This is a genomic window from Micromonospora tarapacensis (assembly GCF_019697375.1).
Classification (GTDB): Bacteria; Actinomycetota; Actinomycetes; order Mycobacteriales; family Micromonosporaceae; genus Micromonospora; species Micromonospora tarapacensis.
Map to the genome: position 1 here is coordinate 315230 of NZ_JAHCDI010000004.1, position 22684 is coordinate 337913.

Below are 22684 nucleotides of genomic sequence, written 5' to 3' on the forward strand. Positions count from 1 at the left end.
CTGCGCCGAGCTGCGCCGGACGACGCGGCTGCCGGGGCACCGCCGGCCGTAGGATGTGACGATGCTGCGGCCACCCCTCATTCCGGTCGGCCCCGACCGGGCCGACCGTTCCGGGCTGGCCGGTGACGCGGTGCGCCGGATCATGCATGTCGCCGCCGCGCTGCGGCACCACCAGGATCTCGACATCGCCGCGCTGGGCCTGACCCCGGCCGTCGCCCGGGCGCTGCACCAACTCGACCCGGATCATCCGCTGCCCGCCCGCGACCTGGCCGAACAGCTGCGCTGCGACCGGTCCAACGTCACCGGACTGGTCGACAAGCTGGAGCGGGCCGGGCTTGTCGAGCGTCGCCCCGACCCGGCCGATCGACGGCAGAAGACGCTGGTGGTGACCGAGACCGGTCGGCGGATGCGTGACCGGGTGCACCGCGTACTCTCCGACTCCCGGCTGCTGGCCTCGCTCGACACCGAGGAGTTGGCCAGGTTGCGTGACCTGGTCTGGAAGGTCTCCGACGGTGGTTGCCCGCAGGACTGCGGCCCATAGCGACGCCGGCCGGCGCCGGCCGCGCCGTCGCCGGACCGACGTGCCACCGGCGGCGTCCGGTCGCCGGCGGGCCGACGCGCCGGTGCGCGAGAACTGCTCGACTGTGCGATGCGTGCGTCGGTCGGTAATGCTGTCGGACGTGACCACGCCGCAGGATCTCGACGACCGGTTCCGGGACGCGCTGGCCGCGCTCCACGCGCCGCCGCACCGCGCCGACCCGGCGCGTCCGGTGGCCGACGGCTCCGCGCTGACCGGTGCCCAGCTGCTGGACCTCTTCGACGCCCAGGTCACCAGTCGTCAACTCGACCTGGCCGGTCGCTGGCTGCGTAGCTTCGGCGAGGGCTACTACACCATCGGCTCCGCGGGCCACGAGGGCAACGCCGCGGTGGCGGCCGTCCTGCGACCCACCGATCCCGCGTTGCTGCACTACCGCTCCGGCGCGTTCTACTGCGTCCGGGCCGCCCGGGCGGCCGACCCCGAGCCGGCAGATCCGCAGCCCGCCGATCCGCAGCCCGCCGAGGACCACCTCGCCGCCACCACCGGCAGCGGCGGGAACGGCGACGGCAGTGACCAGGACGGCGGTGCTGAGCACGACGCCGACGGCTGGAACGGCGACGGAAACGGTGCCGACGGCGCGAACGGCGACAGCGGCGGGAACGGTGCCGACGACGGGAACGGCGACGGCGGCGGAAACGGCGACGGCGTTGAGCGCGGCGGGGGTGCGGTCGACGGCGGGGTGCGGCCGGCGGAGCCCTCGGCACGCCGGCCGGAAGCGACGGCACCGAGGATCCGGCCACCAGCGGTCGGCAGGGCGGCTCCGCACCGGCCGGCCGGGAGCTGGGGACGCCGGCGTAGCGCCGGCCGGTCCCGCGGTCGCCGACCGGGTGCTGGCGGCCGGGCCGGCCGGCGGTGGACCGGGTGTCGGTGCGGCGGCAGGCGGCGAGACCGAGCCCACCGCCGGGACGGCGACGGTGTGGCGGCCGGTGCACCCGGCGTACGCCGAGGCGGCGCGGGATGTGCTGCGCGGCATGGTGGCCTCCAGCCAGGAACCGATCGCCGGCGGCCGGCACAAGGTCTTCGGCCGCGCCGACCTCGCGGTCGTCCCGACCACGTCGACCATCGCCTCGCACCTGCCCCGGGCGGTCGGCATGGGCCTGGCCGTGGAACGGTTGCGCCGGCTGGACGCCCGGCGGGGCCCGGCCCACCCCGGTGCGGCGCCCGCACCGACGCCCTGGGCGCCGGACGCCATCGTGGTCTGCTCGTTCGGCGACGCCTCGATCAACCACGCCAGCGCCACCGCCGCGTTCAACACGGCCGGCTGGTACGACCACACCGGCCTGCGCATCCCGGTGCTCTTCGTCTGCGAGGACAACGGGCTGGGCATCAGCGTCCGCTCGCCGCAGGGCTGGGTGGCGACCGCCCTGCGGTCGAAGCCGGGCCTGCGGTACTTCGCCGCCGACGGCGCCGACGTGGTCGGGACCTACGAGGCGGCGGCCGAGGCGGCGGCCTGGGTGCGCCGGCACCGACGCCCCGCCGTGCTGCACCTGAGCACGGTCCGGTTGATGGGCCACGCGGGCGCGGACGCCGAGAGCGCGTACCGGGACGCCGGGGAGATCGCCGACGACGTGCGTCGCGATCCCGTGGTCGCCACCGCGCGGCGGCTGGTCGACGCCGGCCTGGCCAGCGCCGCGGAGCTGCTCGACCGGTACGACGAGATCGGTTGGCAGGTCCGCCGGATCGCCGAGGAGGTGCTCGACGAGCCGAAGCTGACCAGTCCCGCGGAGGTGATCGCCCCGCTGGCCCTCCGGCGGCCGGTCCGGGTCGCCCGGGCGATCGCCGACGAGGGTGTGCGGGCCGCCGGTCCGGGTGCCGGCGCGCGGGCCGAGGCGTTCGGCGGCAAGCCGCCCGAACTGGCCGGGCCGCTGACCCTCGCGCAGAGCATCAACGCCGCCCTCACCGACGGGCTGCTCAACCATCCGCAGATGGCGGTCTTCGGCGAGGACGTCGCGGCCAAGGGCGGGGTGTACGGGGTGACCAAGGGCCTGCGGGACCGGTTCGGCGGGGCGCGGGTGTTCGACACGTTGCTCGACGAGACCTCGATCCTCGGCCTCGGCCTCGGTGCGGGGCTGGCCGGGCTGCTGCCGGTGCCGGAGATCCAGTACCTGGCGTACCTGCACAGCGCCGAGGACCAACTGCGCGGCGAGGCGGCGACCATGGGGTTCTTCTCCAAGGGGGCGTTGCGCAACCCGATGGTGGTGCGGGTGGCCGGGCTGGCGTACCAGGAGGGGTTCGGCGGGCACTTCCACAACGACAACTCGGTGGCCGTCCTGCGGGACGTGCCCGGCCTGGTGATCGCCGTGCCGGCGCGGCCGGACGACGCGGCGGCGATGCTGCGGACCTGCCTGGCGAGCGCGGCGGTGGACGGCAGCGTCTGCGTGTTTCTGGAGCCGATCGCGCTCTACCACACCCGCGATCTGTACACCGACGGCGACGGCGAGTGGCTGGCCGGCTATCCCGAGCCGGGCGCCTGGGCCGGCGGGCACGTGCCGGTGGGGCGGGCCCGGGTGTACGGCGTCGGCTCGGCGGAGGACGTCACCATCATCACATTCGGTAACGGCGTGCGGATGTCGCTGCGAGCGGCGTCGGCGCTGGCCGACGAGGGGATCGGGACCCGGGTGGTCGACCTGCGCTGGCTCGCGCCGCTGCCGGTGGCCGATCTCATCCGGGAGGCCGCCGCGACCGGCCGGGTGCTGGTGGTGGACGAGACCCGCCGGTCGGGCGGGGTGGGGGAGGGGGTGATCGCCGCCCTGGTCGACGCCGGTTATGTGGGCGCGGCGCGACGGGTGGCCGGAGTTGACTCTTTTGTGCCGTTAGGTCCGGCTGCCCGTCAGGTGCTGGTGTCCGAGGAGGCCATCACCGAGGGTGCCCGTACGCTGCTGGCACGGTAAATTTCGTTCCACCCGGTGCGCCACTTGCGCCGGAGGGCACAACTGTGTGGACTTTGCCTGACGGCGCCGAGCGGGCGCCGCGGCTCGGACGAGGATGAGGAGGCACGCGACAGTGAGCGCGACCGCTGGTCAGGCTGCTGACGGGGTACGCAGCCTGGCGGACCGGTTCGGGATCGAGCCGGGGATGGTCGTCATGGAGATGGGCTACGACGACGACGTCGACTCCGATCTCCGGGACGCCCTGACCGACCGTTGTGGAGAGCTGGTCGACGAGGACACCGACGAGGTGGTCGACGCGGTGCTGGTGTGGTACAGGGACGGCGACGGTGATCTGTTCGAGCTACTCGTCGACGCCCTCGGGCCACTGGCCGACAGCGGGGTCGTGTGGCTGCTGACGCCGAAGGCCGGCCGCGAGGGCCACGTCGAGCCGAGTGAGGTCGCCGAGTCCGCGCCCACCGCCGGCCTCCAACAGACCTCCACGGTGAACGCCGGCAAGGACTGGAGTGGTGCCCGTCTCGTGCTGCGTCGCGGCGCCAAGGGCAAGAAGTAACCCCACCGGCCCGCTGTGACCGCCATCCCGACCAGACCCGAGGAGTTCGCATGCCCATCGAGGCCGGCGCCGAGGCGCCCGACTTCGTGTTGAAGGACCAGAACAACCAGGAGGTCCGGCTCTCCGACTTCCGCGGCCGGCGTACCGTCCTGCTGGTCTTCTATCCGCTGGCCTTCACCGGCGTGTGCCAGGGTGAGCTGTGCGAGGTGCGGGACAACCTCGACGAGTACGCCAACGAAGACGTCCAGGTGCTGACCGTCAGCGTCGACTCGGTCTACGCCCACAAGATCTGGGCGGACCGGGAGGGCTACCAGTTCCCGCTGCTGTCCGACTTCTGGCCGCACGGCGCCGTCGCCCAGGCCTACGGGGTCTTCAACGACGTCGCCGGCATCGCCAACCGGGGCACCTTCGTCATCGACCGGTCCGGCGTCGTCCGCTTCGCCGAGATGAACATGCCGGGTGAACCCCGCGACCAGCAGGGCTGGCGCAAGGCGCTGGCGGACGCCACGGCCTGACCGGATCCCAACCGGGTGCGGCCGTCCGGCCGGGCCGGCGGGTGGCAGGGTAAACTTGCCAACCGCCGGCTCGCCGTACGGCGCTCCGGGCGCGTAGCTCAGCGGGAGAGCACTCGCCTTACAAGCGAGGGGTCGCAGGTTCGAAACCTGCCGCGCCCACCATCCACCACCCGCGCAACCGTTCGGCCGAAGACCACCAGTCCGGGTTTGACCCCGTGAGGTCGCAGGCTGGCGGGCCGCTTCAGTAATCGGGCCGGTGTTGGTGGGCTCGGCCCCGGCCAACACGGAGAAGTCGATCGCCGTCCCAGGCCGACCGGCGCGTCCTGTGCCCTGGCCGCGGTTGCGTCGAGGACCAGCAAGGTGGCGGCCAGGGCGGCAACTGCGGAAGCCGCCAGCGCCGGCAGCATCGCCCGTCTGAGGCGACGATGTGGATCCACTGTCACAGAACACCCTCCATGGATACAGCTCGCAGAAGACGCCCCGTGCGTCGCTTCTGCCTCAAGCGGCACTGTTGGCACATCTCGTGCGCTGACCACCACGTCACGTTGGGTCGACTTAAGCGGCGAAAATAGGACAAAGTTAAGTTCGATCGATTGTGTGGCAGCGATCCGTGGCCGTCCGTGGTCCGGGCAGGTGATCTCGATCGGGCTGGCCGAGGACGGGAGGAACGGGTGACCTACGCGCAGGTCAACGGGGTGCGGCTGTGGTACGAGACGGCCGGCTCGGGGCGGCCGTTGGTGCTGCTGCACGGCGGGTTCGGGGCGGTGGAGACGTTCGCCCCGATCCGGCCCGCGCTGGCCCGGCGGCGCCAGGTGATCAGCGTCGACCTACAGGGCCACGGGCGCACCGCCGGCGTCGACCGGCCCCTGCGGTACGAGTCGATGGCCGACGACGTGGCCGCACTGATCGTCCACCTCGGCCTGGCGGAGGCCGATGTGCTGGGCTTCTCCCTCGGCGGCGGGGTGGCCCTGCGGATGGCTGTCCAGCACCGGCAACTGCTCCGCCGGCTGGTGGTGGTCTCCGCGCCGTGCCGACGGCAGGGCTGGTTCTCCGAGGTGCTCGCCGGCATGCCCGAGCCCGACGAGGCGGCCGGTGAGCGGATGCGGGGCACCCCTTCGGAACAGCTCTACCAGCGGGTCGCCCCCCGCCCGCAGGACTGGCCCCGGCTCTGGGCCAAGACCGGTGAGCTGCTGCGCCGTGACTACGACTGGTCACCGGAGGTCGCGGCGATCACCACGCCGACGATGCTGGTCTTCGCCGACGCCGACTCGGTTCGCCCGGCACACATGGTGGAGTTCTTCGGCCTGCTCGGCGGCGGCCATCGGGACGCCGGGTGGGACGGCACCGATCGTCCGGCTGCCCGGCTGGCCGTCCTCCCTGGACTCACCCACTACGACATCGTCGACTCACCCGCCCTCCCCGCGGCGGTCCTTCCCTTTCTCACCCACCCGTCAACCCCGCCCACCTGACGCCCCTCCCACCGGTCCCCGCCGGGCCAGCAACATCGGGGATGTTGCAGGGTCCCCGCCGCGGGAGGCAGCAACATCGGGGATGTTGCAGGGTCCCCGCCGCTTGCTGGGGCGGCGCCGTCAGGTGGTGGCGCGTTCCGCCAGCCAGGCGAGCAGGACTTCGGCCTGGGCGTGCTGGAACGCCCGGAGGGTGGGGATGCCCGGTGGTGGGGGCAGGCGTGCCCGGTCGATGAAGAAGCCGGCGAGGCCGGCGAGGCGGCCGGTCACCGCGTCAGGGTCGGCTGCGGCGGTGAGCGGAAGCCGACGTAGCAGGGCCTCGGCGTCATGCCCGCCCTGCATGCGTACGTCGAGCAGCAGCATCACGGTGTCCAGCCAGTTCGGGCCGCGAGCCGCCCAGGGCCAGTCCACCACGGTGACGCGGCCCGCCCGGTCGACGAGCAGGTTGTCCGCGCGGAGATCCACGTGGCACAGGGTGTCGCCAGTCAGCGACGCGGCGCCACGGAGTGACCGGGTGCCGCCCGCCGGCGTCGGTGAGCACCAGTGCCACCCCGAGGATCTTCTCCACGGCGGATCGGACATCAGGGGGCAACTGGGCCCACTGAAGCCGATTCCGCGTCTGCACCCGCACGTCGTGCACGTGCCGGTCGGGCACCCGAGCGGGCCGGCCGCCTCCGTGGGCATGGGCACGCCGGCCAGCCTGCGAGGACTGTTCACCAGCGCAGCGGGGAAGCGTCGAAGCGGACGCACCTGGGGAGGAGCGACGGATGACGCGTGCCGGACTGACCATCGGTGTGCTCGGCTCGTACGGCGGGCGCAACCTCGGTGACGAGGCCATCCTCACCGGCCTGCTGACCGACCTGCGCCAACAGGAGCCGCATGCCCGAATCATCGTCTTCTCGCGGAACCCGGCGCACACCGCGATGGCCCACCCGGACGTGGAGGCGGTGCCGTGGGAGGGGGTCAGCCGGACCGACTCCGCCCTGGTGCTGTCCCAACTCGACCTGCTCATCCTGGGGGGTGGCGGCATCCTCTACGACAAGGAGGCCCGCCGCTACCTGCGGGTCGTCCGGGTCGCGCAGGAACGCGGCCTGCCGCTGCTGACGTACGCCGTCGGCGTCGGGCCACTCAGCGAGATGGTGGACACCGGCATGGTCCGCGAGACGCTGGGGAGCGCCACCCAGGTCACCGTACGCGACCAGGAGTCACGGATGGTGCTGGAGGAGGCCGGGCTGCTCAACCCGATCACCGTCACCGCCGACCCGGCGTTCCTGCTGGAACCCGAGGAGTTTCCGGCGCAGTTTCTGCGCGAGGAGGGCGTGCCGGACGGCAAACGGCTGGTCGGGATGAGCGTGCGGGAGCCGGGGCGGGCCGCTGAACGGCTGGACGTGGACGGGTACCACCGGCTGCTGGCCCAGATCGGCGACTTCCTGGTGCACCGGATCGACGCGCACGTGCTGTTCGTGCCGATGGAACGCGATGACATCCGGCACTCGCACGGAGTGCTGTCGCACATGATCGCGGCCGAACGAGGGCGGATCCTGCACGGCACCTACTCGCCGCAGCAGGTGCTCGGGTTGATGCGCCACTTCGACCTGGCGGTCGGCATGCGACTGCACTTCCTGATCTTCGCCGCGATGATGGGTACGCCGTTCCTGCCGCTGCCGTACGCCGGGAAGGTCTTCGACCTGGCCCAACGCCTGGGCGTGCCGGCGTTGCGCGGCGTGGAGCGGGAGGTGGAGGGCCCGTTGCTGGCCGAGGTGGACCAACTCTGGGACGAACGCGAGAAGCGGGCCGAGACCACCGCCAGACGGGTGGCGGAGGTGTGTGAGGAGGCGCGGGGCACCTCGCGGGTCACCCGGGCGGTGCTGGAGAGCCTGCGCAGCCGATCCCTCGTCGAGGTCGGCGCCTGATCGGGGGTGGCTGCCGCGATCAAACCGCCGGTCCCCGCCAGCGGTAGCGCCACTGCTGCCGGTCGGTGTCGAGCGATTCCAGCTCGTAGATGTCCGCCGCCGCCAGGCCCTCCGGTCCCAGGTGGTGGTGGGTCAGCGGGGGCCGGCCGTGCGGGTCCAGCTCGACGGTGACGTGCTCGCCGTCGGCCGCGCCGCCCACCAGCGGGATCTCAGCCGTGGATGCCATGCGCCCATCCTGCCCCGCCCACCGGCGGCCCGCAGCGGATAGCCATGCTGTGGGCAGCCGGGCAGCCGGGCAGCCGGGCAGCCGGGCAGCCGGGCAGCCGGGCAGCGGCGGCTCGCGGCTGTCATTCGCGGGGGAGTAGACCAGGCGGGTACTCCATGCCGTCGTGGGTGCAGGCCCGCGACCACCAGCAGGTCGTACATGGCGCCGACGGTGGTCGGTCGGTGCCGCCTATCCTGACCCGGGTGCAACCCGGGCCGGCGCGCCACCGGAGGCGTCGAAGCGGCGGCCCGACGTCGACAGGGGGAGTGCGTGCTGGTCGTCCACGGGGTGTGGCTGCCCGGCCGGGGCCTGGCGGTCTGGGCCGAGGACAGCACCCTGCCGCCGCGCGCCCCGCGCCGTCCCGGCCGGGCGCCCCGGGAGCGCCCGCATCCGTTCGCCGCGGGTCACGCCGCGCTGGTTGCCCTGCTGGCCGAGGCCGCCGAACCGACCGATCTCGGCAGTGCGCTGCTGCGCCTGCCCACCCGCGCCGGGTCGCCGCTGGACTCGCCGGAACTGGTCCGGACCGCCGTCGTGGAACCGGTCCGCGGTCCCGTCACCCTGACCGGCTGGCGGGTCCCCGTGCTCGGGTACGCCCCGGACCCCGCGCTGTCGCTGCTGCGCAGCCTCGGCGGGCTGGCCGCCGCGCCCGGCGCGACCCTGCGGCACCTGGCCGAACTGGCCGCCTTCGCCACCGACCTGGCCGCCCGCGGCCGGGTCCTGCCCGGCCTCACCGATCCGCGCTCCGTCTCCGATCCGCGCTCCGTCTCCGATCCGCGCTCCGTCTCCGGTCCCGTCTCCGGTGCGAGGCGCGCCTGGGCCGAGTGGCGGCCGTTGCTCACCGGCACGGACGCCGGCTGGGCCCGGTCACTGGCGTTGGCGCTGCCACCCGCTGCCCGGGCGGTCGTCGACGCGGAACTGCCCGTGCTGGCGGCCCGCGGGCCGAGCGGAAGTTCCGCCCACCCCGGCCCGGCCTGCCAGGGAGACCGGCCTGCCTGCCGAGACCGGGCGGCGCCGTGCGGTAGCGGCCGGCGCGGCGCGGCGTGACCCGGGCCGGCGGCCCGGGGCGGCCTCGTCCGGCGGGCCGGTCGGCGCGCCGGGACTGCTGGTCGCGGCGGCGCTCGACGCGCTCACCGACGCCGCCGTGCGAGCCGTGCTGCCGCCGAGCACCCTGGCCAGAGGCGGGCGACCGAACGGCGCGGTGAGCGCCTGGCTGGGCGCGCTGAGCGGGCCGCACCGCGAGTTCACCGCCGAGGCGGCGGCGCTGCACGCCCTGCGGTCCGAGCTGGACGAGTGGCAGCGCGACGCCGCCGGCGGGGCGGTGCGGGCCAGCTTCCGGCTGGTCGAGCCGCCGACCGACGGGATCGCCGAGCCGGTGATCGTGGTGCCGGCCGATCCCGAGGCCGTCGTCGCGGCCACCGACGGCTGGCGGGTCGAGTTCGGACTCCGGACCACCGAGGAGCCGGGCCTGCACGCCGACGCCGGCCAGGTGTGGCGCGGCGAGGGCGTCGGCGCCCTCGGCGAGCACCCGCAGGAGACGCTGCTGGCCGAACTGGGCCGGGCCGGCCGGCTCTGGCCGGAGCTGGACGTGGCGCTGCGCACCGCCCGGCCGGAGGCGCTGGAGCTGGACGCCGACGGCGCGCACCAGTTCCTGCGTGAAGGCGCGCCGACCCTGCATGCGGCGGGCTTCACGGTGCTGCTGCCGTCCTGGTGGCAGCGGCCCACGTCGCGGCTCGGCGCGCGGCTGCGGGCCCGGTCCCGCAGCGCACCCGGCACGGTCGCCGGCCCCGACGACCGGGTCGGCTTGGACGCCCTGGTCGACTACCGCTGGGAGCTGGCCCTGGGTGACCAGCCGCTGACCGAGGACGAGCTGGTCCGGCTGGCGGAGCTGAAGACCCCGCTGGTGCGCCTGCGCGGGCAGTGGGTCGAACTGGATCCGAAGCGGCTCGCCGCCGGTCTGCGGCTGCTGCGCTCCACCGGCGAGCTGACCGTCGCCGACCTGTTGCGGCTCGGGCTCGCCGATGCCGAGCAGCCGGACGCGCTGCCGGTGTTCGAGGTGAGCGCCGACGGGGCGCTGGGCGATCTGCTCGCCGGGGCGGTCGACCACCGGCTCGCCCCGCTCGACGAGCCGCCGTCCTTCCACGGCACGCTGCGGCCCTACCAGCGACGGGGACTGGCCTGGCTGGCCTTCCTCCAGTCACTGGGGCTCGGCGGGGTGCTCGCCGACGACATGGGCCTGGGCAAGACGGTGCAGCTGCTCGCCCTGCTGGCCGCCGACCCGCCGCAGACCGGCCCGACCCTGCTGATCTGCCCGATGTCGCTGGTCGGCAACTGGCAGCGGGAGGCCGCCCGGTTCACGCCGGAGCGACGCGTACACGTGCACCACGGTGCCCAGCGGGCGCGGGGCGAGGAGTTCGCCACCGCCGTGGGCGCGGCGGACCTGGTTCTCACCACCTACTCGGTGGCGGCCCGGGACGCGGCGGACCTGGCCGGCATCGACTGGTACCGGGTGGTGGTGGACGAGGCCCAGGCCATCAAGAACGCCGCCACCCGGCAGGCCGAGGCGGTCCGCGCGCTGCCCGCCCGGCACCGGATCGCGGTGACCGGTACACCGGTGGAGAACCGGCTGGCCGATCTCTGGTCCATCATGCAGTTCGCCAATCCGGGACTGCTCGGCCCGGCGGCGACGTTCCGCAAGCGGTTCGCCGAGCCGATCGAGCGGCACGGCGATACCGAGACCGCCGAACGGCTGCGCCGGATCACCGGCCCGTTCGTGCTGCGCCGGCTCAAGACCGATTCGTCGATCATCTCGGATCTGCCGGAGAAGCTGGAGATGGAGGTCTTCTGCAACCTCACCGCCGAACAGGCCGCGCTGTACCGGGTGGTCGTCGACGACATGCTGGCGCGCATCGAGTCCAGCGACGGCATCGAGCGGCGCGGCCTGGTGCTGGCCACCATGACCCGGCTCAAACAGGTCTGCAACCACCCCGCGCAGCTGCTGCGCGACGGGTCACCGCTGCCGGGGCGTTCCGGCAAGCTGGCCCGGCTGGAGGAGATCCTCGACGAGGTCCTCGCGGCCGGGGAGAAGGCCCTGCTGTTCACGCAGTACGCGGAGTTCGGGGGGATGCTGCGCGGGCACCTGTCGGCCCGGTTCGGGCGGGAGGTGCTGTTCCTGCACGGCGGGGTCGACAAGGCCGATCGCGACGCCATGGTGAGCCGTTTCCAGACCGACGGCGGTCCCGCACTGTTCGTCCTCTCTCTCAAGGCGGGTGGGACGGGTCTGACCCTGACCGCCGCGAACCACGTGGTGCACGTCGACCGGTGGTGGAATCCGGCGGTGGAGGACCAGGCCACCGACCGGGCGTTCCGGATCGGGCAGCGCCGTCGGGTGCAGGTCCGCAAGTTCGTCTGCGTCGGCACGGTGGAGGAGAAGGTGGCCGCGCTGATCGCCGACAAGCGCGGCCTGGCCGCGTCGGTCGTCGGCACCGGCGAGCAGTGGGTCACCGAGCTGTCCACCGCGCAGCTGCGCGAGTTGTTCAGTCTGGAGGCCGAGGTGGTGGCCGAGTGAGGACCGAGGGCGGGGGCAGGTTCGCCGACTACGGCCGGCCGCGCCGGGTCGACGGCGGCCTGCGGGCCCGCAGCAGCCGCGGCGCGATCGGGGTGTCGTGGTGGTCCCGCCGGTTCCTGGAGGTGCTGGAGTCGTTCGCGCTCGGCACCCGGCTGACCCGCGGTCGGTCGTACGCCCGGGCCGGCCAGGTGCTGAGCCTCGATGTGGCGCCGGGCGTGGTGCGGGCGGTCGTGCAGGGCTCCCGTCCCCGGCCGTACCAGGTCCAGGTGGCCCTGCCGCCGTTTCCGGCCCGGCTGTGGGCGCGGATGGAGGCGGAGCTGGCCGCCCAGGCGTTCTTCAGCGCCCGGCTGCTCGCCGGTGACCTGCCGGCCGAACTGGAGGCGTTGTTCGCCGCCGCCGGGGCACCGCTGTTCCCCGGTGCCGTGACGGAGCTGGACCAACGATGCTCGTGCCCGGACGCCGCGGTGCCCTGCAAACACCTCGCGGCCACCTTCTACCTGCTGGCCGAGGCGTTCGACGCGGACCCGTTCACCCTGCTGCACTGGAGGGGCCGGTCTCGGGCGGACCTGCTCGCCCGGCTACGCGAGCTGCGCGCCGCCGGCGCCGGTTCGCCGCCCGGGCCGTCCACCGTCGACGGCGGAGACGGTCGCGCCGTCCGGAACGTGACGGGCCCGGCGGCCGGTGCGGCGCGGGCCCTCGCCGACCTGCCCGCCGCGCCACTGGCCGAGACCCTCGACCGGTTCTGGCTGCCGCCCGTGCCACTGCCGGACCGGCCGCCCAGCCTGACCAGCCGGCCGGATCTGTTGCTGCGGCAACTCGGTGTGCCCGCGCCGGCCATCGGTGGGCCGGGCCTGGTCGAGCGGCTGCGCAAGGCGTACCAGCAGCTCGGCCGGTAGCCCTGTCCCGGTGCGCCCCGATGCCCGCCCGGCGGTCACAGCCAACGCTGACGGAACCGCCACATGAGCGCCGCGTTGGTCAGCAGCACCACCGCGAAGATCGCTCCGGCCAGCCGCCCGGCGAGCACGGTCGTCGCCGGCAGCGCCGCCCAGAGCACGATGGTCAACAACAGCAGCCATCGGCCGCGTCGGCCCCGGGCCCGATTGTCGAGCCGGGCGAAGAAACCCGGGTCGCTCTCCCGTAGGTGGCGGGTGATCTGCTCGAATCTGCGCTGATCCTCTTTGCTGAGCATGTGCCTTCCCCTCACGCGTTCAGCAACGGCGCGGCGGAATACCCGCTGTGGCGACGGCTCACGCGCTCTTCGTGCTGCTACTTTCGGCCGCACGGCGAGGGTGAGCGGCGCCCGGTGGGAACTGAGTGGCCCCTTGTCCGGGCCTTGAGTTCTGCTGTGCGGTCGAACCTGCTCCGGGTTGCCCACAGGGTGGGAATGCCGCCCGCGAGCGGTGTCTCCGGCCGAACGACCTGCTTGCGAGGTGCGTACCCGACTGACCGGTAACCAGCGACCGCCATTCGCGTTGAACTCTTGCCTCAAGTGCCCCCGACCGGCCCGATCACGCGCCTTGTGAGGGTAGGTGCCGCTCCGGGTCAGCGCGCCGGCCGCTGGATGTTGGCCGGGCGGGATCCGAGTGGCCGGGGCCGACCGGGGCGGGCGCCCGGCGGTCTGGTGGCCGCCCATCGGCGGCCGGGTCGGTGTCGCCGCGGCGGCTCGGCTCCGCCCGGGTGGTGCCTGGTGTCGTCGGTGGACATCGGATCCCCGCTCCCCGGCGCCGGTGCGCCGTCGAAAGGCTCAACGAGCACCTGCCGCCACGGGTCTCGCCGCCGACGTCTTCCGCCGCCCGCCGCCCGCCCGCCGCCGGACGGTCAGCGACCCCGGCGGGGCAGCGGCAGGTGGCCGGGAACCAGCGCCGGGGTCAGCGTGATCCCGGCCGCGCGCACGGCGTCGACCAGAGTGTTCTGCACGAGGTAGGAGTCCGGCAGCTGCCAGCGGGCCTGTTCCGGGGCCACCGCCCAGCGGACCTGCCCCTCCGGCAGCCGGGTGGGTGGGGCCGCGATCCACGAGCCGGGGCCGTGGCGCACCACGTGGAGGCAGTGCTCCAGGTCGGGTCGCAGCGGGTCACCGGGGCGGACCAGGAACATCCACCGCCCGGTCGGGGTGACCAGCACCGGACCGCGTACCCCCGGGCCGACCGGGTGGGACCGGACCGCGTCGAGGACCCGACGGCCCAGCTGGGCGGGGATCTCCAGCACGTCGAAGGAGCGTCCGGTGGGCAGCAGTACGCCGTGTGGACGGGACCGCCACCAGGTCGCCACCCGGGCCGGATCGCTGCTGGCGGCCTGCTCCCAGTCCTCCAGGGCGGGATGCGGGCCGACGGTCGGGCAGCCGGCTCGCCCGCAGACGAAGCGGCTGCGCGCCAGGCAGGCCCCGGGAGTCACCTCCCAGCCGTGCATGGCGTACCGCACCGCGACGCGGCGCAGCCGTACCCGTTCCAACGGCGACAGACGCGCCACTCGTGGTCCGACATTCCCCCACATTGGTGCCATCTCCCCTCGCCGGGCCCGACCGGCGTCAGCTCGCATGTCGAGCACCGTCACTGCCGTGGGCCGCGATCGTTTATTTGGCAAAGTGGCTGATGCAACTTGCACGAAAAGTACGAGAACCGGCCGTCTGGCTGACGCACTTCCTGTGCGACCGGTGGAAATCTGAGATACGGACGGATCGCCGCACCCGCGGACCGGCCCCCGGCACCTGGCCAGGGCTCCAGCAAGGGGAGGACTGGGGAGTATGGACGAGTTACCCATCGGGCGGCGGGTGGCCTACTGGCGTGGCCGGCGGAAGATGTCGCAGCAGGTCTTCGCCGACCGGTTGGGCAAGTCGAAGAGCTGGGTCGACAAGATCGAGCGCGGGGTACGGCGGCTGGACAAGTTCTCCGTGCTCTACGAGATCGCCGACATCCTCCAGGTGGACGTGCAACTGTTGCTCGGCAAGGACCCGGAGCGGCGGACGGACGCGCTGAACTGCATCGACCAGTCCGAGGTCGAGGAGATCCGGGCGGCGCTGGAGCGGTACGACTCGATAAGCGCCTACTTCGACGCGGTGCCGTACCCTCCGCCGCTGGCCGACATGTCCAAGGCGGTCACCCACGCCTGGCTGACCTACCAGTACGGCCGCTACGGGATGCTGACCCGGGCGCTGCCGAAGCTGTTGCGTGACGCCCAGGCGGCCGACGCCGCGTACGGCGGCGACCAGGCGCAGCGAGCCGCCAACCTGCTCGGGCAGGTCTACCAGATCGCCTCGTCGGTGCTGCGCAAGCTGGGGGAGCGCGACCTGGCCTGGCTCGCCGCCGACCGGTCCATCGCGGTCGCCCAGCGCGCCGACGACCAGCTGCTCGCCGGCATCGCCACCACCCGGGTCTGCAACGCCCTGGTGGCGATGGGTCGACCCCGGCCCGCGCTGGAGTTGAACGTCAGGATCGCCAACCAACTCGCCCCCGGTGGCGGCAACGACAGCCGGCCCGAGCGGATCTCGGTCTACGGGATGCTGCTGCTACAGGGCGCCATGGCCGCCTCCCGGGTGGGCGACACCGCCACGGTGGACGACCTGCTCGACGGCGCCCACGCGGCAGCGGCCGAGCTGGGCAGCGACCAGAACCACTACTGGACCTCGTTCGGGCCGACAAACGTGGAGCTGCACCGCGCAGCGGCCGCGGTCGAGCTGGGTGACGGCGGCCGGGCGATCGAGGTGCACCGCCAGCGGATCCAGCCCGCACCCTTCGACGCGCTGCTGCCCGAACGCCGGGCGCACCACCTGCTGGACCTGGCCCGGGGCTTCGCCCAGATCGGCGACGTGGCCAACGCCGGTGAGATGCTGCTGCGCGGTGACCGGCTGGCACCGTCGGAGATCCGCTGCCGACCGATCGCCCACGAGGTGATGTCGGACGTCCTGCGTCGCACACGTGGTGCGCCGCCTTCTCCGATCGCGGAGTTGGCTGAGCACATGGGAGTAGGAGTATGACCTCGGAGCCGGCATGACCGGTTCGCACCGCCACGACGGGCACCGCGAGGTGCTCTACATCATCGCCTGTGGCTCGCCGCTGGCCCGAGACGTGGGCCGGCTCGTCGAGCTGGCCCAGCAGGACGGCTGGGACGTCTGCGTGATCACCACGCCGGACGGTGCCAAGTTCGTCGACCGCACCGCGTTGGCCCGCCAGACCGGCCACCCGGTACGCACCCACTACAAGAACCCGGGTGACCCGGACGTGCTGCCCACCGCGGATGCCATGATCGTTTGCCCGGCCACGGTCAACACGGTCAACAAGTGGGTGGCCGGCATCGCGGACACCCTCGCCCTCGGGCTGCTGGTCGAGGCGCAGGGCAGGGGAGTGCCACTGGTGGCCGTGCCGTACACCAACGCGGCGATGGCCGCCCACCCCGCCTTCCGGGCGGGCATCGCCCGGCTCGCCGAGTGGGGGGTGAGCGTGCTCTTCGGCGACGACGTCTTTCCGCTACACCCACCCGGGACGGGCGAGCGGCGCCAGCACGCCTTCCCCTGGGCGCTGCCGCTGACCGCCGTCCGTGACCGCCTGCACCGGACCGGGCCGACGGAGGAGCCCCCGGTCGACGTCGCAGGCAGAGCGGCGCCCCATTAGCAACCCGGCCCGGGTCGCGACCGCGGCCCGGGCCACTGCCGGGGGTCGGCCAGGTGATGTCCCGCAGGGCCGGCGACGCCGGTAAGCTGGCCCGCCGTGAGCACAACCACAGCCGTGCCGACCGTCGCCGACGTGGTGGCCGAGCTGGAGCGGCGCTATCCGCCGGCCTGGGCCGAGGAGTGGGACCGCATCGGACTGGTGCTCGGCGAACCGGGCGGCACCGTACGCCGGGTCCTCTGCGTCGTCGACGTGGTCCCCGAGACGGTCGCGGAGGCGCTCGACGCCGGTGTCGAAATGATCATCGCTCACCATCCGCTGCTGCTGCGCGGGGTCTCCTCGGTCGCGCCGACGACGTACAAGGGCCGGATCATCCACCAGCTGATCAAGGCCGACGTCGCGCTGTACGTCGCGCACACCAACGCCGACGTCGCCGTTCCCGGGGTTTCCGACGCCCTCGCCGCCCGGCTCGGGCTGGTCGACCTCCGTCCGCTGCAACCGGCCCGCCCCGGCAGCCCCGCCGCCGGAGCGGGCCGGGGAGCCGGCCGGATCGGCCGGCTGCCGCACCCGCTGACCCTGGCCGAACTCACCCGGCTGGCCGCCGCCGTGCTCCCGGCCACCGCCGTCGGGGTACGCGCCGCCGGCGACCCGAACCGGACGGTGCGTACGCTGGCAGTCTGCGGTGGCGCGGGAGACGGTTTCCTGGCCGACGCGGCCGTCGCCGGCGTCGACGCCTATCTCACGTCGGACCTGCGTCACCACCCGACCGGCGAACACCTGGCCACCGGAGGGCCGGCACTGCTCGACGCCACCCATTGGGCGACCGAGCGGCCCTGGCTGGATGACCTGGCCGCGGTGCTGCGGGCCGCGCCGGGCGTCGAAACCCTGGTGTCCGACCTGGACACCGACCCGTGGACCGTACACGCCGCCGCACCCGCAGCAGGCGAACCCGCAGTGGACGACAAGGAGCCCGACCGTGAAGGCTGACCCCCAGGTCCAGCGCCGCCTGCTCGACCTCCAGGCCATCGACACCGCCCTGGCCCAGCTCGCCCACCGGCGACGGACGCTGCCCGAACGGGCCGAGCTGGAGGCCCTCGCGCGGGAGCTGTCCGCGCTGGAGGACGAGCGGGTCCGCGCCCAGGTCGCGGTCGACGACCTGGACCGGGACATCACCCGGATGGAGAAGGACGTCGACCAGGTGCAGGCGCGCAAGACCAGGGACGAGGACCGGCTGGCCGCCGGCACCGGACCGGCCCGCGAACTGGAGGCCCTGCAACACGAACTGGCCTCCCTCAACCGCCGGCAGAGCGACCTGGAGGACGCCGAACTGGAGCTGATGGAACAGCGGGAGACCGCCCAGTCGACGCTGGACGGGGTCGAACGGCGGCTGGCCGAGGTGCGCGAGCGGCGGGCCGCCACCGAGCAGCGGCGGGACGACAGCCTCGCCGAGATCGGCCGGGAGGAGGAGTTCAAGCGTTCCGCCCGGCAGCCCCTCGCCAACGACCTCCCCGCCGACCTGGTGCAGCTCTACGACCGGATTCGCGCGGACACCGGGCTCGGCGCGGCGCTGCTGGCCGTCGGCCGCTGCGGCGGATGCCGGCTGGAGATCTCCGGCGCCGACCTGTCCCGGATCCGCAAGTCCGACCCCGACGACGTGATCCGTTGCGAGGACTGCCGCCGGATCATGGTCCGCACCAACGAGTCGGGACTGTAGCCGGTGGCGTCGCGTACGGTCCTCGTCGAGGCCGACGGTGGCTCGCGGGGCAATCCCGGCCCGGCCGGGTACGGTGCGGTACTCCGCGATCCGGCGACCGGCGCGGTGCTGGCCGAGCGGAGCGAGTCGATCGGCGTGGCCACCAACAACGTCGCCGAGTACCGGGGACTGATCGCCGGCCTGGCCGCCGCCGCCGAACTGGGCGCCGACGAGGTCGAGATCCGGATGGACTCCAAGCTCGTGGTCGAGCAGATGTCCGGCCGCTGGCAGATCAAGCATCCGGGCCTGCGCCCACTGGCGGCCGAGGCCGCCAAGCTGGTCGGCCGGTTCACCGCGGTCCGGTTCAGCTGGATCCCCCGGGAGCGCAACACCCACGCCGACGCCCTCGCCAACGCCGCCATGGACGCCGCCGTCGCGTCGAACGTCGCCGTACCCACCGTCACGCCACCGCGGGTGGTCGAGCCACCGCGCCGACTCGGCGGCCCGCAGCCGGCCGGCGGTGGTGCGGCGGCGGTCGCCGCCCGGAGCGAGGAGGTCGGCACCGACCTGACGACCGCACCGGTCTCCTGGGAGCCGCGGCCCACCTTCACCGCCACCCGGCTGATCCTGGTCCGCCACGGCGAGACCGAGTACACCGAGCAGGGCCGCTACTCCGGCCGCGGCGACATCCCGCTCAGCGCCAAGGGCCGGGCCCAGGTGCGGGCCACCGCCGCCCGGGTGGCCGCGCTGGCCCGGGACGCCGCGACCGTGATCAGCTCACCGCTGTCCCGGTGTACGGCGACCGCCGAGGCGATCGCCGCCGCGGTCGGTGAGATCCCGGTGCGCCGGGACGACGACCTCATCGAGTGCGACTTCGGCGCCTGGGAGGGGCGCACCTTCGCCGAGGTGCGCGAGGGCTGGGCGGGCGAACTCGACGCCTGGCTCGCCTCCACCCGGGTCGCGCCGCCGGACGGCGAGTCGTTCGCCGAGGTCGCCGAGCGCTGCGCCCGGGTGACCGAGCGACTGCTCGCCGCGTACCCTGGTCAGACCGTCGTGGTGGTCTCGCACGTCTCGCCGATCAAGCTGATGCTCCGCGACGCGCTCGGCGCCACCGACGCCTTCCTGCACCGGCTCTACCTCGACGCGGCCGGCGTCTCGGTGCTCGACCGCTGGCCCGACGGCGGCGTCGCCGTCCGCTCCGTCAACGAGACCGCCCACCTCGCCGAGGTGTAGCGGCGGTCAGGGCAGCGCACGCCAGAGCAGGTAGAGGCCGATGATGGTGCCGAACAGCACGATCACGGTCTTCAACACGACCGAGGGCAGGCGGCGGACCAGCCGGGCGCCGGCGTACCCGCCGACCAGCGTGGCCGGCGCGATCACCGCCACCCCGGCCCAGTTCACCGGGCCGGCGATGGTGAAGACGACCACCGTGGTCAGGCCGATCACGGCGGAGAGCAGGTTCTTGACCGCGCTCACCCGGGCCAGCGTCACATCCAGGACCAGGGCCAGCCCGGCGACCAGCATCACCCCGACGGCCGCGCCGAAGTAGCCGCCGTACACCCCGGCCAGCGCCACCACGGCCTGGACCATGCCGGCCCGGCGGCGCGGCGACAGGTCACGCGGGTGACCGACCAGCCGGCGCAACGGATCCTGGAACGCCAGCACCGCCGTCGCCGCCAGCACCAGGAAGGGTACGACCAGCTCGAACGCCCGCGCCGGGGTGACCAGCAGCAGCCCGGCACCGGCCAGCGCACCGGCGACGGTGGTGGGCACCAACGCGGCCAGCAGCCGCCCCCGGGGCAGGTCCACCCGGCTGCCCACCACGGCGGCGGCGTATCCCGGGGAGACCGACAGCGAGTTGGTGACGTTCGCCGGAACCGGCGGCAACCCGATCGCGAGCAGCGCCGGAAACGTGATCAGCGAACCGCCCCCGGCCACCGCGTTGACCGTGCCCGCGGCCAGACCGGCGGCGACCAGCAGCGCGGCGTCGGCGAGTTCCATGATCCGCAGGCTAGTCCGCCGGGAGCGGATGCCACCGCAGGCCCCTCACCGTCGCGACCGGGCTACTCACCGAGCGGGCCACCGGCCAACTCCGCCACGATGTCGAGCTGCCCGAGATGACGGGCATACTCCTGGAGGAGGTGGAACAGCACCCGCTCCAGCGACGCCGGATCCGCGCCGTCCCACCGAGGCCCCGGCGCGCCACGTGCCGCCAGGTCGGCACCCGCACCACCGCGCGGGTGTGGGCGCCCTGCGCGCGCAGCGCCGCCGCCAGCTCCGCGGCATCCTCCTGCGGTGCGACATACCACCGTTGCGCGCGCCGGTCGCCCCACGGCTCCGCGACCTCGCGTCCCTGGAAACCCCACTCGATCCAGCGGAGTTCCACGTAACGAAGGTGCTTGAGCAGCTCCAGCGGAGTCCAGCCGGACGGCAGCCTGCTGCGCCGCCGCTCTGCCTCGGCCAGCGCGGACACCTTCGCCAGCACACCGTCCCGGAAGTAGTCGAGGTACCGCAGGAACACCTCGTCCCGCCCGGCGGCCGGCACCGTGGGCTCGGGAAACGGAGGCATCGTCACCCGGCCATTATCCGTACCCCGCCGACCACCCGCGGGCCGGGCGGCTACGGCCGGGCGGCTACGGCCGGGCGGCCGCGGCAATAGACGCGGATCCGGTGTCGTTAGGATGAGTGCGCGACGGACGAGTCGACCGGGCGGTCGCGTCGGCGGGCCACGGCCCGTCGCCGAGGAACGTCCGGACTCCACAGGGCAGGGTGGTTGCTAACGGCAACCCGGGGCGACCCGCGGGACAGTGCCACAGAAAACAGACCGCCGGCCCCGTCGGGGACGGTAAGGGTGAAACGGTGGGGTAAGAGCCCACCAGCACCCCGGGTGACCGGGGTGGCTCGGTAAACCCCACCCGGAGCAAGGCCAAGAGAGGGCCGTCACCGCAAGATGACGACCCGCGCAGACGTTCGAGGGCTGCCCGCCCGATGTCTGCGGGTAGGCCGCACGAGCCTGCCGGCGACGGCAGGCCGAGATGGATGACCGCCGCCGGCGCGAAACCCCTCGGGGTACGCGCCGCGCACAGAATCCGGCGTACAGGTCGACTCGTCCGTCGCCCACCAGCTCAGAGCCGCGACCAAGGGCTCTGAGCTGGTTCTATGTCTGGGCGTCGATGGTCGTCGTTGGTCAACTTTGGCCGGCGTTTGACGCCCTGTGGACGCCCTGACGCCCTGGAGACGCCCTGAGCGCAGTTGGCCTCGCCTCGGGTCGGCAGTGCTGCTCCCGTCGTGGGGCCTTTACGGGGTCGGCGGGTGTGGCTCCGGGTAGGGGCCGGCGGCTGCGGGGGAGGGTCGGGTACGTCTTGGCCGTGGAGCTGGGTGCCGGGATGGGATGAGCCAGTGGCAAGCCAGTCCCGGGGTTGGACTGGAGCGGCAGCCGGAAGCCCCGACCTCGACGGGGGCCGGGGCGACGGCTTCCGTACCGGCCTTCGTGGTCCAATCCCGGATGAGGTGGGATGAGCGGGTGCCGGAGTTGCTGGAACGCCTGGGGGAACTGGGCCTGGTCGGCATCGTCAAGATTGACGGGGAGCGGGAGCACGGCCCCTGGACGGTGGTGATCTCGGGCCAGCAGCTCGGCGCGGCGGCGATCAGGTGCGACGGCAATAGTCTTGACTACTGCCTGCGCCATGCGGTCGCTGCGCATCGTCAGCGCTACCCGGACGAACTCGCCCTGGACTGATCTGCGTCCAGTGTCGGGGCGGTGTCCCGGCGGCTGTCGGCGGCTTACCGCCCCGGTGCCGTAGGCGGCCGGGGCGGCTTGCCGCCGGCCGGGCTTACCGCCCTGCACCGCGCGGAGCGCGGTGCCTTGATCCAGAAGAGAGCAAATCGGCAGTGGACCCGGTTGAAGACAGGTAGGTCCCGTCGGGAGCAACGGTTTAGGAAGGGTGTAGCGCCTGCTGGGCCACCCGCCGTCCTGCCAGGGCATACGCTCAGCGGCTCTCCACCGATGTACTTGAGCATTCCGCGCAGGTTCCGGATCTTGTTCCGCGCCTCGAAGCTGCCTTCCAGGTTTGCCGGAGGCAGGGCTTGCGGTCGAGGCCTTCAAGTAGAAAGCATAGCTGCGTGGCCAGCTACGCAAGCATCTTCCTAAACGACAGAGAAGTATTTTCGTATCGAAACGAGATTCATTCGGAGGTCAACTACTTCTTTTCGCCAAGTGATCTCAGGCGAATCACAGGTGGGGAGGCGATTAAGTACGCTCACGGGTACTTCCCTCTGGAAGACTACGAAGAGGAAGAGTTGGAGAGCCTGGAGGTAATCGCTTACCAGGCCTCGGCGGCAGTGGTACGGGATCGCCTAACCGTATTGGGCTACAGCATGAAAGTGGTAGAAGACGTCTTCAAGGAAGCTCGTCAAATTTCGATCGAAGTATCAACAACATCGGTAGAGCGACTTACGGAAATGGAATTCGACCCCGATCGCCAAGAATATATGCAGCAGTCAAAACGAGAACTAAGATACTATCAAGATCTGACATTTCCTCAGTGGCTAGAGGACGTAAAGATTCACCTCCTAGAGAAAGTTTAACAAGAAACGCCGGACCAACGAGACCTGGGGGCGCTCTACC

At 72.9% G+C, this 22684-nt stretch carries 18 protein-coding genes, 1 tRNA gene, 1 other RNA gene and 4 pseudogenes; 18 read left to right on the plus strand and 6 right to left on the minus strand.

Features of this window, described 5'->3' with window-relative positions:
- The first annotated feature begins 61 nt into the window (after positions 1–61).
- The 7 genes and pseudogenes from KIF24_RS07460 to KIF24_RS07490 all read left to right on the plus strand — a co-directional run bounded on the left by KIF24_RS07460 (position 62) and on the right by KIF24_RS07490 (position 6023).
- Positions 62–541, plus strand: a complete 480-nt coding sequence (locus tag KIF24_RS07460; RefSeq protein WP_221083408.1) for a MarR family winged helix-turn-helix transcriptional regulator — start codon at positions 62–64, stop codon at positions 539–541.
- A 127-nt stretch (positions 542–668) separates the two neighbouring features.
- Positions 669–1091 (plus strand): annotated as a pseudogene (locus KIF24_RS07465) (transketolase); the annotation flags it as partial.
- Positions 1092–1533: 442 nt separating this feature from the next.
- Positions 1534–3489: pseudogene (locus KIF24_RS07470) on the plus strand (transketolase C-terminal domain-containing protein); the annotation flags it as partial.
- A 112-nt stretch (positions 3490–3601) separates the two neighbouring features.
- Entirely contained in the window at positions 3602–4039 is a 438-nt protein-coding gene (locus tag KIF24_RS07475) for a DUF3052 domain-containing protein (protein WP_221083409.1), read from the plus strand.
- Between the two features lie 50 nt (positions 4040–4089).
- Positions 4090–4554 carry a peroxiredoxin gene (locus KIF24_RS07480; protein WP_221083410.1) on the plus strand — a complete coding sequence of 155 codons (465 nt, stop codon included), beginning with the start codon at positions 4090–4092 and terminating at the stop codon, positions 4552–4554.
- Positions 4555–4641: 87 nt separating this feature from the next.
- A tRNA-Val gene (locus KIF24_RS07485) sits at positions 4642–4716 on the plus strand.
- 509 nt (positions 4717–5225) lie between these two features.
- Positions 5226–6023, plus strand: a complete 798-nt coding sequence (locus tag KIF24_RS07490) for an alpha/beta fold hydrolase (protein WP_221083411.1) — start codon at positions 5226–5228, stop codon at positions 6021–6023.
- Positions 6024–6143: 120 nt separating this feature from the next.
- Here the strand turns inward: KIF24_RS07490 and KIF24_RS07495 are convergent, their stop codons facing one another.
- Positions 6144–6485 carry a hypothetical protein gene (locus KIF24_RS07495; protein WP_331461033.1) on the minus strand — a complete coding sequence of 114 codons (342 nt, stop codon included), beginning with the start codon at positions 6483–6485 and terminating at the stop codon, positions 6144–6146.
- Positions 6486–6787: 302 nt separating this feature from the next.
- Here KIF24_RS07495 and KIF24_RS07500 point away from each other — a divergent pair, with 302 nt between their 5' ends.
- The gene (locus KIF24_RS07500; protein ID WP_221083412.1) at positions 6788–7933 is read left to right on the plus strand and encodes a polysaccharide pyruvyl transferase family protein; all 1146 of its coding nucleotides are present in this window, start codon (positions 6788–6790) and stop codon (positions 7931–7933) included.
- A gap of 19 nt (positions 7934–7952) precedes the next feature.
- Here the strand turns inward: KIF24_RS07500 and KIF24_RS07505 are convergent, their stop codons facing one another.
- Positions 7953–8159: a hypothetical protein gene (locus KIF24_RS07505; RefSeq protein WP_221083413.1), complete on the minus strand. Its 207-nt coding sequence runs from the start codon at positions 8157–8159 to the stop codon at positions 7953–7955.
- Between the two features lie 309 nt (positions 8160–8468).
- Between KIF24_RS07505 and KIF24_RS07510 the strand changes: the two are divergent.
- Both KIF24_RS07510 and KIF24_RS07515 read left to right on the plus strand, forming a co-directional pair.
- Positions 8469–11763, plus strand: a pseudogene (locus KIF24_RS07510) (SNF2-related protein).
- Positions 11760–12659 carry an SWIM zinc finger family protein gene (locus tag KIF24_RS07515; protein ID WP_221083414.1) on the plus strand — a complete coding sequence of 300 codons (900 nt, stop codon included), beginning with the start codon at positions 11760–11762 and terminating at the stop codon, positions 12657–12659. The pseudogene KIF24_RS07510 and the gene KIF24_RS07515 overlap by 4 nt, the downstream one beginning before the upstream one ends.
- 35 nt (positions 12660–12694) lie before the next feature.
- Here KIF24_RS07515 and KIF24_RS07520 read toward each other — a convergent pair whose 3' ends face one another.
- Positions 12695–12952: a DUF3040 domain-containing protein gene (locus tag KIF24_RS07520; RefSeq protein ID WP_221083415.1), complete on the minus strand. Its 258-nt coding sequence runs from the start codon at positions 12950–12952 to the stop codon at positions 12695–12697.
- A 629-nt stretch (positions 12953–13581) separates the two neighbouring features.
- Positions 13582–14253, minus strand: coding sequence for a bifunctional DNA primase/polymerase (locus KIF24_RS07525; protein WP_221083416.1), 672 nt, complete (start codon positions 14251–14253; stop codon positions 13582–13584).
- Positions 14254–14503: 250 nt separating this feature from the next.
- On the opposite strand from KIF24_RS07525, the gene KIF24_RS07530 reads away from it, so the two are divergent.
- The 5 genes from KIF24_RS07530 to KIF24_RS07550 all read left to right on the plus strand — a co-directional run bounded on the left by KIF24_RS07530 (position 14504) and on the right by KIF24_RS07550 (position 19290).
- Entirely contained in the window at positions 14504–15733 is a 1230-nt protein-coding gene (locus KIF24_RS07530; protein ID WP_221083417.1) for a helix-turn-helix domain-containing protein, read from the plus strand.
- Positions 15734–15746: 13 nt separating this feature from the next.
- Entirely contained in the window at positions 15747–16367 is a 621-nt protein-coding gene (locus KIF24_RS07535) for a flavoprotein (RefSeq protein ID WP_221083418.1), read from the plus strand.
- A 96-nt stretch (positions 16368–16463) separates the two neighbouring features.
- Positions 16464–17351, plus strand: coding sequence for a Nif3-like dinuclear metal center hexameric protein (locus KIF24_RS07540; RefSeq protein ID WP_221083419.1), 888 nt, complete (start codon positions 16464–16466; stop codon positions 17349–17351).
- On the plus strand, positions 17341–18078 hold the full coding sequence (locus tag KIF24_RS07545) for a zinc ribbon domain-containing protein (protein WP_221083420.1): 738 nt from the start codon (positions 17341–17343) through the stop codon (positions 18076–18078). The genes KIF24_RS07540 and KIF24_RS07545 overlap by 11 nt, the downstream gene beginning before the upstream one ends.
- A 3-nt stretch (positions 18079–18081) precedes the next feature.
- Positions 18082–19290 (plus strand): bifunctional RNase H/acid phosphatase, encoded by a 1209-nt coding sequence (locus KIF24_RS07550; RefSeq protein WP_221083421.1) that lies wholly within the window; start codon positions 18082–18084, stop codon positions 19288–19290.
- 6 nt (positions 19291–19296) lie between these two features.
- Here the strand turns inward: KIF24_RS07550 and KIF24_RS07555 are convergent, their stop codons facing one another.
- Positions 19297–20058 (minus strand): sulfite exporter TauE/SafE family protein, encoded by a 762-nt coding sequence (locus tag KIF24_RS07555; protein ID WP_221083422.1) that lies wholly within the window; start codon positions 20056–20058, stop codon positions 19297–19299.
- 62 nt (positions 20059–20120) lie between these two features.
- A pseudogene (locus KIF24_RS34965) lies at positions 20121–20626 on the minus strand (mycothiol transferase).
- A 128-nt stretch (positions 20627–20754) separates the two neighbouring features.
- On the opposite strand from KIF24_RS34965, the gene rnpB reads away from it, so the two are divergent.
- The 3 genes from rnpB to KIF24_RS07575 all read left to right on the plus strand — a co-directional run bounded on the left by rnpB (position 20755) and on the right by KIF24_RS07575 (position 22644).
- Positions 20755–21170, plus strand: an RNA gene (rnpB, locus tag KIF24_RS07565) — RNase P RNA component class A.
- A 392-nt stretch (positions 21171–21562) separates the two neighbouring features.
- Positions 21563–21796, plus strand: coding sequence for a hypothetical protein (locus KIF24_RS07570; protein ID WP_221083423.1), 234 nt, complete (start codon positions 21563–21565; stop codon positions 21794–21796).
- Positions 21797–22179: 383 nt separating this feature from the next.
- A complete protein-coding gene (locus tag KIF24_RS07575) occupies positions 22180–22644 on the plus strand; it encodes a HEPN/Toprim-associated domain-containing protein (protein ID WP_221083424.1) in 465 nt (154 codons plus the stop codon).
- Positions 22645–22684: the final 40 nt, after the last annotated feature.